This window comes from Cytobacillus purgationiresistens (genome assembly GCF_030813235.1).
Classification (GTDB): domain Bacteria; phylum Bacillota; class Bacilli; order Bacillales; family Cytobacillaceae; genus Cytobacillus; species Cytobacillus purgationiresistens.
In genome coordinates this window covers 82,095-96,018 of sequence record NZ_JAUSUB010000003.1, presented here as the reverse complement: position 1 = coordinate 96,018, position 13,924 = coordinate 82,095, and the positions used below count along the sequence as shown (strand labels likewise).

Annotated in this window: 15 protein-coding genes; 13 read left to right on the top strand and 2 right to left on the bottom strand. The window is 41.0% G+C overall.

What is annotated here, in order from left to right; translation table 11 throughout:
• Positions 1–51 precede the first annotated feature (51 nt).
• Together J2S17_RS04705 and J2S17_RS04700 are read right to left on the bottom strand one after the other, a co-directional pair.
• On the bottom strand, positions 52–1,113 hold the full coding sequence (locus J2S17_RS04705) for an LCP family protein (RefSeq protein WP_307472410.1): 1,062 nt from the start codon (positions 1,111–1,113) through the stop codon (positions 52–54).
• 97 nt (positions 1,114–1,210) lie between these two features.
• Positions 1,211–1,846: a YigZ family protein gene (locus J2S17_RS04700; protein WP_307472741.1), complete on the bottom strand. Its 636-nt coding sequence runs from the start codon at positions 1,844–1,846 to the stop codon at positions 1,211–1,213.
• 344 nt (positions 1,847–2,190) lie between these two features.
• On the opposite strand from J2S17_RS04700, the gene J2S17_RS04695 reads away from it, so the two are divergent.
• The 13 genes from J2S17_RS04695 (at position 2,191) to flgL (ending at position 13,845) form a co-directional block, all read left to right on the top strand.
• Positions 2,191–3,333, top strand: coding sequence for a sensor histidine kinase (locus J2S17_RS04695; protein ID WP_307472408.1), 1,143 nt, complete (start codon positions 2,191–2,193; stop codon positions 3,331–3,333).
• Positions 3,334–3,441: 108 nt separating this feature from the next.
• Entirely contained in the window at positions 3,442–4,125 is a 684-nt protein-coding gene (locus tag J2S17_RS04690; protein ID WP_307472406.1) for a response regulator, read from the top strand.
• 217 nt (positions 4,126–4,342) lie between these two features.
• The gene (locus J2S17_RS04685; protein WP_307472404.1) at positions 4,343–4,756 is read left to right on the top strand and encodes an SRPBCC family protein; all 414 of its coding nucleotides are present in this window, start codon (positions 4,343–4,345) and stop codon (positions 4,754–4,756) included.
• A 1-nt stretch (position 4,757) separates the two neighbouring features.
• Positions 4,758–5,081 carry an ArsR/SmtB family transcription factor gene (locus J2S17_RS04680; RefSeq protein ID WP_307472402.1) on the top strand — a complete coding sequence of 108 codons (324 nt, stop codon included), beginning with the start codon at positions 4,758–4,760 and terminating at the stop codon, positions 5,079–5,081.
• A 273-nt stretch (positions 5,082–5,354) separates the two neighbouring features.
• A complete protein-coding gene (locus J2S17_RS04675) occupies positions 5,355–6,332 on the top strand; it encodes a nuclease-related domain-containing protein (RefSeq protein WP_307472400.1) in 978 nt (325 codons plus the stop codon).
• Between the two features lie 96 nt (positions 6,333–6,428).
• Positions 6,429–7,268, top strand: a complete 840-nt coding sequence (locus J2S17_RS04670; protein ID WP_307472398.1) for a DegV family protein — start codon at positions 6,429–6,431, stop codon at positions 7,266–7,268.
• 59 nt (positions 7,269–7,327) lie between these two features.
• Positions 7,328–8,821, top strand: coding sequence for an ATP-dependent helicase ComFA (locus tag J2S17_RS04665; RefSeq protein ID WP_307472397.1), 1,494 nt, complete (start codon positions 7,328–7,330; stop codon positions 8,819–8,821).
• The gene (locus J2S17_RS04660) at positions 8,811–9,503 is read left to right on the top strand and encodes a ComFC family protein (RefSeq protein ID WP_307472396.1); all 693 of its coding nucleotides are present in this window, start codon (positions 8,811–8,813) and stop codon (positions 9,501–9,503) included. Before J2S17_RS04665 ends, J2S17_RS04660 begins: the two co-directional genes overlap by 11 nt.
• An 86-nt stretch (positions 9,504–9,589) precedes the next feature.
• Positions 9,590–9,991: a TIGR03826 family flagellar region protein gene (locus tag J2S17_RS04655; protein WP_307472395.1), complete on the top strand. Its 402-nt coding sequence runs from the start codon at positions 9,590–9,592 to the stop codon at positions 9,989–9,991.
• Positions 9,992–10,122: 131 nt separating this feature from the next.
• Positions 10,123–10,392, top strand: a complete 270-nt coding sequence (gene flgM / locus J2S17_RS04650; protein ID WP_307472394.1) for a flagellar biosynthesis anti-sigma factor FlgM — start codon at positions 10,123–10,125, stop codon at positions 10,390–10,392.
• A gap of 15 nt (positions 10,393–10,407) precedes the next feature.
• Entirely contained in the window at positions 10,408–10,884 is a 477-nt protein-coding gene (locus J2S17_RS04645) for a flagellar protein FlgN (RefSeq protein ID WP_307472393.1), read from the top strand.
• Positions 10,885–10,908: 24 nt separating this feature from the next.
• Complete coding sequence (gene flgK, locus J2S17_RS04640; RefSeq protein WP_307472392.1) at positions 10,909–12,780, top strand: flagellar hook-associated protein FlgK; 1,872 nt, start codon at positions 10,909–10,911, stop codon at positions 12,778–12,780.
• A gap of 12 nt (positions 12,781–12,792) precedes the next feature.
• On the top strand, positions 12,793–13,845 hold the full coding sequence (flgL, locus tag J2S17_RS04635; RefSeq protein WP_307472390.1) for a flagellar hook-associated protein FlgL: 1,053 nt from the start codon (positions 12,793–12,795) through the stop codon (positions 13,843–13,845).
• Positions 13,846–13,924 lie beyond the last annotated feature (79 nt).

Genomic DNA, 13,924 nt, shown 5'->3' with positions numbered 1-13,924 from the left:
TGTATATAGAAAAAGAAAAGCACGCTCTGTTGAGTGTGCTTTTCTTTACTTTTAATATTCAGTATTAGGCTCTTCTACTTGTGCCTCGTCCTGATAATTTTCACTTTGGCCAACATTGGTTGTGCCGAGCTCTAGATGTCTTTTTAACTCATTACTTACTCCACTTAGGCTCACTTCATCTATTTGATAGTAGTAGACATTATTACCATTAGCATTTGGTAAATAGAGGTCCTGACCGTCAATATTCAAGTTTTCGATATTGAGAGATGTTCCTGCGGATGCATAGTCGATAAATGCTTTCATTTGATCGAAGGAAAGATCGGTCTCCATATTGTTTCCTACCGCTTCGATTACATTCCCATATTTGGAAACGGATCCGAATGAAGCAGCTCTTTTCACTATGGCTTTGATGATTTCCTGCTGCCTTTTGCCACGGAATACATCGCTGTCCATTTTACGCGTTCTGGCCAAGGCTAATGCTTCTTCACCATCTAATGTTTGGTAGCCAGCTTCAAGATTAATAGCGTTAGGTACATCATTTGAATCTTGTTCAGAAAATGCGTAAGGCACTTCAATATCGATGCCGTCTAATGCATCAATAATTTCGATAAATGCATCAAAATTAACTTTTACATAGAAGTCAATGGGCATGTCCAGCATTTCTTCAACAGTCTCAATCGTTGTGATAGGACCACCATTTGCATGCGCATGTGTGATTTTATCCTGGTAGCCTAGTTTTGGGATATGAACGTATGAATCTCTCGGGATGCTTAAAAGCTTAATAGACTTTGCTTTTTTGTTAAAAGTCGCGACCATAAGTGCATCTGAACGGGATGATGTGCTAAAGCCCCTTTTACTGCTGTCATCGACTCCGATAATGAGTAATGAGATATTATCAATGTCTGGTTGGACAGCTGTTGTTCTTTTTGACTCGCGGTCCAGCGGGTTATAAGAACCGTTCATGGCTGTTTCGGCTTTATTAAATAAATAAGCGCCATATGCAGTAGCACTGAGTAAGAGGACCATCATCGGTAATAAAATCCAAGTAAATATTCTTCTTCTCTTTTTTGATTTGCGCTTTTGTTTAGTCATAGTACGTCTATCATGAGACATCAGATTTCTCCTTTTAATATTGTGAATGTTGAACATCGTTTCGTTAACATAGTTAATATTTATTTTACAATTTATTAGAGCATTCGTAAAATGTAATCTATTTTTTTGTCGATTCTAGGTAGAGTGTGTCGCCTTGGCTAATGGTGGCTTGTCCGTTTGTCAGTTCTACCATCCATTCACTAAATGTATCTGATTCATCTTCTTTTGTATAGGTCTCAATTTCAACGAGATCAGAATAGTGGATATCCTTAATCGTGTAGACGGAAGAGCGAAGTTCATTTTCGAGCTTTCCAAGAAAGGTGTAATCAACTTTCGTATGCATCACTCGCATTAATTGTCGTTCTACAATACCTGTTGTGCGAATCCCTTCGGAAGTGGCTTTTCCATATGCGCGAATAAGACCCCCGGCACCTAACTTGATGCCGCCGAAATACCTTGTAATCACCACAACCGTATCTTTTAATTGCTTCTTCTTTAATACTTCGAGGATGGGTACTCCTGCTGTCCCACTGGGCTCCCCGTCATCATTTGCTTTTTGGATGTGATCATTCTCGCCAATGAGATAGGCAGAGCAGTTATGCGTCGCGTCCCAGTTCTGCTTTTTCATCTTTTGAATGAAGGCTTGGGCCTCTTCTTCCGTCTCCGCTCTGGAAACATAGGCGATGAATCTGGATCTCTGGATGTTGATTTCATGTTCTCCGTAACCTTGTACTGTTAAGTAATGGGGCAGCAACAATACCGCTCCTCTCTTTATTTTTCTGCTTCTTTCATTATAATTCGACATTTATCGGAACAACATCATTATTAACAGTTTGTAAAGAAACTTTAATATTGTCGTATATTTCACATGTTATAATGGGTATTACTCATGAAAATGACCTTTTTCGATGGAAACCAAGATTTTTTTTAATATAAAAATAGGATATAAGACACTGAAGGAGATTTCAAGTCTAAGACTATTTATCGAATTTTAGCGTGATTGGTATATTTTTCTGCAATGGAACATAGTATAACAGCTCTTTTCAAGGTAAAATAAGGAATAGCAGCTAAAGGGGTTTTTCCCTTGGAGGAATGCGAATGAGTATAAAAAAGTTTGATACAAAAGCGCTTGATTTGATTGTTGGAAAAATGATTGAGACAGTAGGAACAAGCAAAAATGAAATCTTTCGTATTGGTGAACAATGCCGCAAAGACTATGAGACGCTGACGGAGGAATTAAAAGACGTCAAGCATATGGTCATTAAAGTCATCGATGAAGGAGATCGCCTGGAGGGTCAAACACGATTTGCCAGGAAGCGCCTATCTGAAGTCAGTATGCATTTTAAGGATTACACTGAGGCCCAAGTTCGAGACGCGTATGAGAAGGCGCATCAGCTGCAAATGGATTTGTCGATGAACAGACAATTAGAAAAGCAGCTGAGGGATCGTCGGGACGATATCGAAAGACGTCTTGTTGGGGTAAGTGATACGATTGAACGAGCAGAGCATCTCATTTCTCAAATTACCGTCGTTATGAATTATTTGATGAGCGACATTAAACAAATGGGAGAAATGCTGGAAGATGCGAAGATGAAGCAGGAATTTGGCTTAAAAATCATCGAAGCGCAGGAAGAAGAGCGTAAACGACTGTCCCGTGAAATTCATGATGGCCCCGCTCAAATGATGGCAAATGTCATGATGCGTTCCGATTTAATTGAACGTGTATATAAAGAGCGTGGTACAGAAGATGCCATTACGGAAATTAAGAACTTGAAGAAAATGGTTAGAAGTGCACTGTATGAAGTACGGAGAATCATTTATGATTTGCGCCCGATGGCTCTTGATGATTTAGGCTTGGTTCCGACACTAAAGAAATACCTGCAAACAACCGAAGAATATCATAAGCGGACAAAAATTGAATTTAATAATATAGGTAAGGAAGTTAGGCTGCCTAGCCAATATGAAGTTGCGCTGTTCCGTCTCATACAAGAAGCTGTTCAAAATGCAATCAAGCATGCAGAGTCTAGTGAAATTATGGTAAAGTTAGAAATTAACAGGATGAGGGTGGCTGTTGTCATAAAAGATGATGGCAAAGGCTTTAATATTAATGAAAAGAAGGCCCAATCATTCGGTATCATCGGTATGAGAGAAAGAGTAGAACTTCTTGAAGGACAGCTTTCCATTGATTCAAAGATTGGAAAAGGGACGATTGTGATTATCCAAATACCACTTAATTTTTAACAAGTTCCTGTAAAGAGCCCATTGGCGGCTGTTCCTACATCATGATAAACATAATGCAGCAGAGTAGAAAGAGAGAATAATTAACCGGAGATTTGGGAGGCGAAGTACTTGAATACAAAGATTGTCATAATTGATGACCACCAATTGTTTAGAGAAGGGGTTAAACGAATTTTAGATTTTGAAAAGTCCTTTGAAGTAGTTGCTGAAGGTGACGATGGCAGTGAAGCAATCGGCATCGTTGAGGAACATCAGCCAGATGTCATTATTATGGATATTAATATGCCAACTACAAACGGCGTGGAAGCAACTCGCCTGCTAGTTGAAAAATATCCAGACTCAAAAGTTATCATCCTATCTATCCATGATGATGAAAACTATGTAACACATGCATTAAAAACAGGTGCAAGCGGGTATCTATTAAAAGAAATGGATGCAGATGCGCTAGTTGAAGCAGTTAAAGTTGTAGCTGATGGCGGATCATACCTGCATCCGAAAGTTACACATAATCTTGTAAACGAATATCGTCGTTTGGCTTCAGAAGGGACAGGTACTACGGGTGCTTACGGACAAGTAGAAATCCGTCGCCCACTACACCTTCTTACACGCCGTGAATGTGAAGTCCTTCAGCTTCTAGCTGACGGAAAGAGCAACCGCGGAATCGGTGAAGCTTTATATATCAGTGAAAAAACCGTTAAAAACCATGTAAGTAATATCCTGCAAAAAATGAACGTCAACGACCGTACACAAGCCGTCGTCGTCGCAATCAAAAATGGCTGGGTTGAAGTACGCTAACACAGGTCAAACCCATAAACATGCAGTGAACCTGAATATATAGCACGCACAGAACACATTGGTGTACTGTGCGTGTTTTTTTTGTGGTGGAAGAGATGTCGAAATGGTTATGGGTGCCTGTCACCTCCATATTTCGACAAAGTTTTGCAAAGTGACACCTTTGGGTGTTATAATCTAATTATACTTTTAAAGTTCAATCATTTGAGGAGGTATGGTTATGGAAATTCAAGAAATTCGCAAGTCGGTTATACTGAATGCTCCAATTGAAAAAGTGTGGAAAGCGGTGGCGACATCGGAGGGGATTGCGGCTTGGTGGATGCCCAATACATTTGAACCTATTGTGGGCAAAGAGTTTATTCTTCATGCAGGTCATTTTGGTGACTCACCTTGCAAAGTGACTGACATTGAGCCAATGAAGCTTGTTAGCTTTAGTTGGGGAAAAGATTGGCAACTAACTTTTGAATTAATCGAGCTTGAAGCATCGAAAACACAATTCACATTGATTCATGCAGGTTGGGATGAATCCAAAGTGACGGAGTTTGGCAAGCCTCATTCTGTCATACGTGGAATTATGAATGGTGGATGGGAAGGCATCGTCAAAGGGCAGCTAGTGAAGTATGTAGAGGCATAGAATGGGGATTCCAGCTGCAACCAAGCATGATGTTTTTCATGCCATCGCAGATCCAACTCGCCGTAAAATGTTAAAACTGCTTGCTGATCAAGAAATGCCGATTGCTGCAATCACAGATAATTTCCCAATCACACGAACTGCTGTTAACAAACATCTTCATGTTCTTTTTGATGCAGGTCTCGTTAGCAGTCAAAAGGTGGGGAGAGAAACTCGGTACAAACTCCTGCCAGAACCACTTGTAGAAATAAAAGACTGGCTAACCTTCTTCGAAACCTATTGGGACGATAAACTGGCTGCGCTTAAGAGCTTTGTGGAAGATGACTAATTGGAGGTGCCTGTCACCTCCAAATTTCGACAAAATTCGAGGATGTTGTGGTTCATATTTTGGATAATTAAGGTAATGTGCCGGATTGTGTGTGGTTTTCGTCGGATTCTCATTCGGATTTGTCGGATTAAGTTACAGGCTCGCCGAATTATTTGCCTTTTTCGCCGGATTAATAAAAAAACTTCCGGATTCCCTCAATCCACCCTCTTAATAGAAGGAATTAACAAATTAAAAGTCGAACTAAACGTTAATATATTTAAGGAGGGAAGATGATTGATTGCAAAAGAACGGACAATTCCTATAAAAGTAGTAAAAATGGAGGTGCTTTTAAAGAGAATTGCTCAGAATCATCCTAAAAGACATCTAATCAAAGAAGAACTATTAAAAAGAAGAGCTGGACATAGAGGTGAACAAGCAATAGACTTCTATCTCAGTAAACTATCACCGGATGATTTCTACATTTTTCATAATGTACGTCTATCCAATGGAAAGTATTATTTTCAAATGGATACACTGATTCTATCTGCACAAACAGCACTTATTTTGGAAGTGAAAAACTTTGCTGGGACGATCTATTTTGATCCAGTTTTAAATCAATGTATTCAAACTCTACCAAATGGAGAAAAGAAAGGCTATTTAAATCCAATAGAGCAAGTGAGGCAACAAAAGAATGAACTGCTTATTTGGCTAAATAAAAGAAAAATCACCCTTCCGATAGAAACCCTCGTAATCATCAGCAAACCAACCACAATCATAAACGCAGAGAACTCCAAAATGCTGCATAACGTAATCCATTCACAGTATCTTACTTCCAAAATCCAAACCATCATGAGATACTGTAAAAATGCAGTGACTACACAGAAAGAATTGAAAAAGCTCACAAGAACCATTTTAAGAGAACATGTCGATGAATCATTCGATATTTTAAGCTATTTCAAGATTGCATCTGCTGAAATAATAAGAGGGGTATACTGTGTTAAATGTAATCAATATACAATGAGATATTTTAGTGGCTATTGGCAATGCCTGCTTTGTAAACAAAGTGAGAAACAGGCTCACAAGCAAGCGATAACTGATTATTTCCTTCTTAATAATAATCTTCCTATTTCTAATAAGCAGTTCCGTGATTTTTTTCAAATTCACTCTGAACATATCGCTAAGTATCTACTCAAGTCCTTAAACCTCCCCACCACAGGAACAACCAAATCCAAACGCTACCATTCACCAACTTCACCTCAACAAATAAAGTAATGATTCCACCGTAAACTTAATGCAATTTCCACCACTTTCATATAAAATGGTTACAAGACATATAGTAGAGAAAAAAGAGAAGGAGCAACTCTATTTATGAAAACGGCCGTTTTAACAGATAGTACCTCTTATATCCCTAAAGAAATACGAGAGAATCTTAATATACATATGATCCCTTTGAGCGTTATTTTTGGAAATGAGACGTATAAGGAAGAAGTCGATATTACTGCTGACCAATTTTATGAAGAAGTGAAGCATAGGCAATTGCCGACAACTTCACAACCTTCTGTTGGTGAATTTGTCGAGCTATTTGAAAAGCTGGCAACCGAGTATGATGCGGTCATTTCCATCCATATTTCAAGCGGAATTAGTGGCACCTTCCAAGGAGCTGTGTCTGCAGGCAATATGGTAGAAGGAATTGAAGTCTATCCATTTGATTCGGAAATCAGCTGCATGGTCCAGGGCTTTTATGTATTGAAAGCGGCAGAAATGGCTGCAGAAGGAAAGGCTCCTGACGAAATCATGGCGCAGTTAGATGAAATGAAGAAATCCATCCGTGCCTACTTTATGGTGGACGATCTTTCCAATCTTCAACGCGGAGGCAGATTATCTAGCGCGCAAGCCATCATAGGCAGCCTACTTCAAGTGAAGCCATTGCTTCATTTTGAAAATAAGCTCATTGTTCCGTTTGAGAAGATCCGCACACGTAAAAAAGCAATGAAGCGAATTGTTGACTTGCTTGGTGAAGATGCCAAAAGTGGCGAACCCTTTCTCGCATCCATCATTCATGCTAAGCGTGAAGATGAAGCGATCAAATGGAAAGAAGAGCTTGAAGCGATTTATCCAAATGTAGAATTTTCGATCAGCTATTTTGGTCCTGTGACTGGAACACATCTTGGTGAGGGGTCCATGGGCCTTGGCTGGGTGAAAAAATAAAGACATTCAAGCCATTTCGTTTTTCCTGCGAAATGGCATTGTTTTAGAAAGGAAGTTATATGCGCTTTATCGTAAAAAACAACCGATTACACCCCGTTTATGAAAAAACCGCCCAGTCCTTCATCCTATCAAATGCACCAAGCATCCCGCAGCCTCAAATGAACACGCAATATCCCATCAACGAAGACCTGCAAACACTTCTCCAAGGCAAACAGCTGCTTCATGACGACCTCACACATCCCTATGAACTTATCCAAGAACACTATGAAAATGGTTATCTTCAATACCGTAAATCTATCGCATTTGAAAAAAACAAACCAGTCTGCAGACGTTGCGGCAATACTAATCCATCATTATTTGCACAATTCCCATGTGCTCGTTGTCAAGAAGAGGCATGCACTTACTGCCGAAATTGTTTGATGATGGGCAGGGTATCCAGCTGCACGCCGCTTTTATCCTGGGCCGGACCAATTATCCCGCCTGAAACAATCGATTCCCCTTTACAATGGGACGGTCAGCTCTCTGCAGGACAAAAAAAGGCTTCAAATGAAGTCACACAAGCCATCATGGAAAATAAGAATTTTCTTGTTTGGGCCGTCTGTGGTGCGGGCAAAACAGAAGTGTTATTTGCCGGTATCAATGAGGCAATCAGACAAGGAAAAAGAGTATGCATCGCCACACCAAGAACGGATGTTGTACTCGAGCTCGCCCCACGCTTCAAAAAAGCTTTCCCGACCATCCCAATCGCCGCGCTGTATGGAGGAAGCGAAGATCGGCATCTGCATGCACAACTTACAATTGCGACTACACACCAATTATTTCGTTTTTACCAGGCCTTCGACAGTTTGATTGTCGACGAGGTCGATGCTTTTCCCTATTCAAATGATGAAACGCTGCAATATGCGGTTCAGCAAGCACGCAAGCCGACATCTTCTATCATCTATCTCACAGCGACACCAAGTGAACAATGGCAAGGTGAATGCCGAATAGGAAAAAGGGCATACGTTACCATTCCGGCAAGGTTTCATCGAAGCAGCCTGCCTGTACCGGGATTCACCTGGTGCGGCAACTGGGAAAAAGCGATTAATAAGAATGTCCTTCCTTCAAGCGTAAAAAGGTGGCTGAAGGAACGCATCGATGCTGACAAACAAACCCTCCTTTTTCTGCCGAAAATCTCGAACATGAAAAAAATCCTGCCAATTGTGCAAACCCTCCATCCAAAGGTTGCCGCTGTTCATGCGGAAGACCCTGCCCGCAAGGAAAAAGTACTGTCGATGAGAAAGAAGGAAATACTCATCCTTCTCACAACAACGATTCTAGAACGAGGTGTGACTTTACCTAACATTGATGTGGCTGTTCTAGGTGCGGAAAATCGGATTTTCACTGAAAGCGCCCTGGTGCAAATCGCAGGTCGGGTAGGCAGAAAAGCAGAAGCTCCAACGGGAACCATTACTTTTTTTCACTATGGAAAAACCAGAGCGATGGTCCGGGCAAGAAAGCAAATTGTGAACATGAATATTGAAGCGAAAAAGAAAGGGCTGATTGACGATTAATTGTCTCATTTGCCATGCTGAATTGCTGCCGTTACTGGGATGGAGCGCGCTCTTCTTAAAAGAAAAGCCAAGATACTTATGCGATGTATGCCAAGCAAAATGGGAGAGAATTAATGGGCATACATGCAAGCGATGTGATCGGCCGATGTCCGAGGAAGACGGGGATACTTGCTTTGATTGCATTCGTTGGGAAAAGGATGCGGTATGGGCTGACTGCCTGACAAGGAACCATTCAATCGTTGAATATAATGATTTCTGCAAGGAAGTCATCGCCCGGTTCAAATATCGCGGCGACTATATTCTCGCCTACCCGATTGCCGAAATGATGAAGGGAAGCCTATTAACCATTGAATATGACTTCCTCGTAGCTATTCCCTTAAGCACCGAACGGCAATATGAAAGAGGATTTAATCAATCAGAGGCAATAATCACAGCTTTAGGTGAACAGTCGCTTTCTGTATTAACAAGGATTCATACCGAAAAGCAATCGAAAAAATCACGGGCCGAAAGAATTCATTTACCGCAAGTTTTTCAGCTTGTGGAAAGAGCCGTCATCCAAGAGAAAAGCCTTGTCCTTATCGACGATATTTACACGACTGGCTCGACATTAAGGAACGCTGCCAAGCTTTTAATAGAAGCCGGAGCTAAGAAGGTTTCTTCACTTACCATTGCCCGTGGCTGAAAATTTTGTAAATCTTTACTTTTCAAATTCGCACTGTCGAGTATAATGGAAGAAAAGTCAGAAAAGGTTGGCAGAGGTGAATAAAATTGGCAGAACTCATGAACTGTCCAAAATGTAATGCGCTGTTTGTGAAGAATCAAATGAATGTAATGTGTAATACTTGCTTTAATGAGGAAGAGAAAGCGTTTAAGACGGTTCACCAATTCCTGCGGAAGCGAGAAAACCGAGCAGCGACAATGGATCAAATTGTCCATGCAACAGAGGTGGAAGAAGCCTTGCTGCTTAAATTCATTAGAAGCGGACGTCTCAAGATTACCCAGTTTCCAAATCTCGGATATCCATGTGATCAATGCGGGCATCTCATCAGAGAAGGCAAGCTATGTGATCGCTGCATTTCAGAAATTAAGAAGGAACTTGAGCTTCATATGCGTGAGGAAGAGAGAAGAACGGAACATCAGAAAACCTATTTCTCCATTAATAAAGACTAGAAAAGCCATGTACCAATTACATGGCTTTTCTATGTAATTTTTACTAAATCTGATAAAAGATTTAAAAAAACCTCATCTATAACCGATAATAGATGTAGAAATAAGGCACGTGACGAAAGTGAGGAATGACGATGAAAATTAATCATTTTGGACCAACCAATAATGTAAATCCCTATCAGCGTCAATTAAATAAAGTCAATCAGACCGAGCAATCGGGAAAGAAAGCTTCAGATAAACTGGAGATCTCTTCAGCGGCAAAGGAAATGCAGCAAGTATCTCAATCTGCATCCAGCCGCCAAGCGAAGGTCGATGAGCTGAAAATCCAAGTCGAAAATGGCACATATACAATCAATCCGAAAGAAATCGCTAAAAGCATTGTTAACTTTTACGATAAACGATAATAAGGAGGGGATAACATGTCCACCGAAGCACTGATCACCTCAATGAACAACCTGCTCATGCTCCACAAAAGCCTCAATGAGCTCGCCATCAAAAAAACAGACATCATCAAAACGGGAGACATGGAAGCCCTCGACCAAATGATGAAGGATGAGCAGAAGCATGTGGCGGCGATTGGGAAATGGGAAGAAAAACGGAACAGTATCGTACAAGCAATTGTCCCTGATCAGCCTAGTCCGACATTATCAGACTGTCTACCAGCGGTTTCAAATGAGCAGCAGTTGAGAGCAATGAAGGATGAGCTTATAGAGATTGTTGAAGAGCTGAAGGAACGGAATCAAATGAATCAGCAGCTCGTGTATCAGTCGTTGCAATTTGTTAATATGTCACTAAGTTTAGCCAAGCCGCAGCAAGCATCGCAAAATATGAATTATGTACATCCGCAAGCAGCTAAGCAGAAGCAGTCCAGCGGCATGTTCAATTCTAAGGTGTAGGCCAAAATAGATGGAGGAATTAGAATGAGATCTACATTTATGGGATTAGAAACCGCCCGGCGTGCCATTTTCACTCAGCAAAGTGCGCTTTATACGACGAGCCATAATATAGCAAATGCCAATACAGAGGGTTATACACGTCAACGCGTTAATTTCACACAAACAAAAGCCTTTCCATCCGTTGGAATAGATACTGCACGGCTTCCAGGACAAATGGGTACGGGTGTACAAGCTGGATCTGTTCAACGTATAAGAGAAGATTACTTAGATGTACAGTATCGCAATGAAAATAACAAATTCGGATTTTGGAACGCACGCAGCAATGCATTAACTAGAATTGAGGATGTGATGAATGAGCCATCCGATACAGGCTTGGCTAAAACCCTCGACAAATTCTGGAATGCTTTGCAAGATTTATCTGTAAATCCTGAGGATTCAGGAGCGCGTTCTGTTGTCAGGCAGCGTGGGATTGCCGTAGCTGATACCTTTAATTATTTATCTGGACAGCTTGAAGCACAGCGTGGAGATCTTGGAAACCAGATTGATTTAAATGTGAAATCAGTCAATTCTTTGTTAACGCAAATCAATCAAATCAACGAACAAATTTCCAGCATTGAACCGCACGGATATTTGCCGAATGATCTATATGACACCCGTGATTTATTGGTGGATCAACTATCGAGTCTCGTCAATATTAAGGTTTCTTCTGATCCGAGCGGTGGCCTTTCCAGCAGTATGGCAGAGGGTAAATATACAATCGAAATGGTCGACTCAGCTGGGAAAGTGATCGGTACACTGGTAGACGGTAAAAATGGTCTTATTAATGAAGTAAGTGTTTCGAAGGATCCTACTACTCAAGCAGTGACAGGGGTCAAGATTGGCGATAAGGCAATAGATGCGGTCCAGTTTTCATCCAAAGGCGATTTATTAGCGAATATTCAAGCTTACGGCTACCTGGATGCAAACGGGAAACAAACCGGCGATTATCCGGATATGCTTGCTTCATTGGATTTAATGGCATTTCGCTTTGCGCAAGCTTTTAACTCCGTTCATCAAAGCGGTTGGAGCATTACAGAGATTAACAATGGTCAAAAGCAAGGCTTTGATTTCTTCGCTTTTGAAGGCGGGGACCTGCAATCACCTGAAGGGGCAGCTTCAAAATTAAAAGTGTCAGACGACATTTTAAAAGAGTTGAACAATATCGCTGCTTCTTCGAGCGGAAAACAATATACAGGCTCGATTATAAAGGATGCCGGGAATCAATCCACTGGTAATCCGACCATTTTAGGAGCTTTTAGCGGAATCACGACTTATGAAAATCCGCCTGTAACCTTTGATCATGCAAAAATAGAATTAACCTACGACGGGGCTGCATGGAAGTATTCAGCGTACGATAAGGAAGGTAACCCGATAACAGGTCACCAAAATCAAGCGGTGAAAGATGATATGAAACTTTTCGGCCTAAAAATAGACCCTACAACGATTACAGATTTGAAGCCGGGCTCAAAGTGGTCATTTGAGCTGGAAGGAATCGGCTTAAACCCATCTAGTCAATCTTCTATCGGTGACGGTTCAAATGGACTGGCTCTTGCCAATGTGAAGGATATGATGCTTGATTTCAACGGATCATCCACAAGTATTATGAGCTTTTACCAAGGCGTAATCGGTGAATTAGGTGTAAACGCACAGGAAGCTAATCGAATGACAAGTAATTCGATAAATCTTGTCGATACCGTACAATTTAATCGTTCATCTGTCAGCTCAGTCTCATTGGACGAGGAAATGACAAATATGATTCAATTCCAACATGCTTATAGTGCAGCTGCTAGACAGATTACAGCAATTGATGAAATGCTCGATACGATTATCAATGGCATGGGACGAGTTGGAAGATAAGGGGGAAAATAAATGCGCGTTACTCAATCAATGATTTCAAATAATTCACTCCGCCATATCCAAAATAGCTATCAAAAGCTCGGCAAGCTGGAGGAACAGCTCATAACGGGAAAGAAAGTCAATCGTCCGTCAGATGACCCCGTTGTAGCGATGAAGGGAATGAGATATCGCTCTCAAGTCGTCGAGGTCGAACAATTCCAGCGCAATTTGGGAGAGGTTTACAATTGGATGGATAACACGGAGGCTGCATTGGACGAGGTTAACACTGTTATGCAGCGTATCCGCGAACTGACGGTTAAGGCTTCAACTGATTCATACGATGCAAGTCAGCGTAATAATATCGCCAGCGAGATTAAGCAGCTCCGCACACATCTTGAATCGATTGCTAATACGAAGGTTAATAATAAATATATTTTTAATGGTACTGATACATCAGGCAAGCCTGTGGATTTGAGCAAAATTGATCAATCGATTGACATCACAACTATCGACAAGAATAATGCCAAAGATTATATCTTGTTCTCTGAAAGCGGCCAGCAGCTTCTATGGGATGAGTCAGCTGAAGCTTTTAAAGGAAAAGATGGATCTTCGGTAGGTATTCCGGTGACGGGTGACTTCGTAGCTAAAGAGCTTGGAGCAGTATCGGTGAATACAGAGTCCGTCAACATCGAAGTATCAAAAGGGATTAATCTTGAGGTAAATACAAAGCCTCAGGGAGTGTTTTCGCTAGATCTATTTACCGACCTGGGAAAACTTATTAGCGCACTTGAATCGCCCGACACTTCTGGAGCGGATTTGACAAATCAAATCGATGTAATTGACGGACATATGAACAAAGTTATTACTGAAACCGCTGAAATCGGTGCAAAATATAATCGCGTTGAAATGGTAGAAAACCGTTTGCTCAGCCAAGAAATCATCGCCAAATCAACGATGTCTCAAAATGAAGATATTGATGCAGAAAAGGTCATCATCGAACTGACTTCTCAGGAAGCACTCCATCGTGCAGCTTTGGCTGTTGGAGCGAGAATCATTCAGCCTTCCTTGGTAGACTTTTTGAGATAATCTATTTAATAAGAAAAACTAAAAACTGTCATGATTAAGCTATCTTCATAAGATAGCTTTTCTTTCTATTCTATAAGAA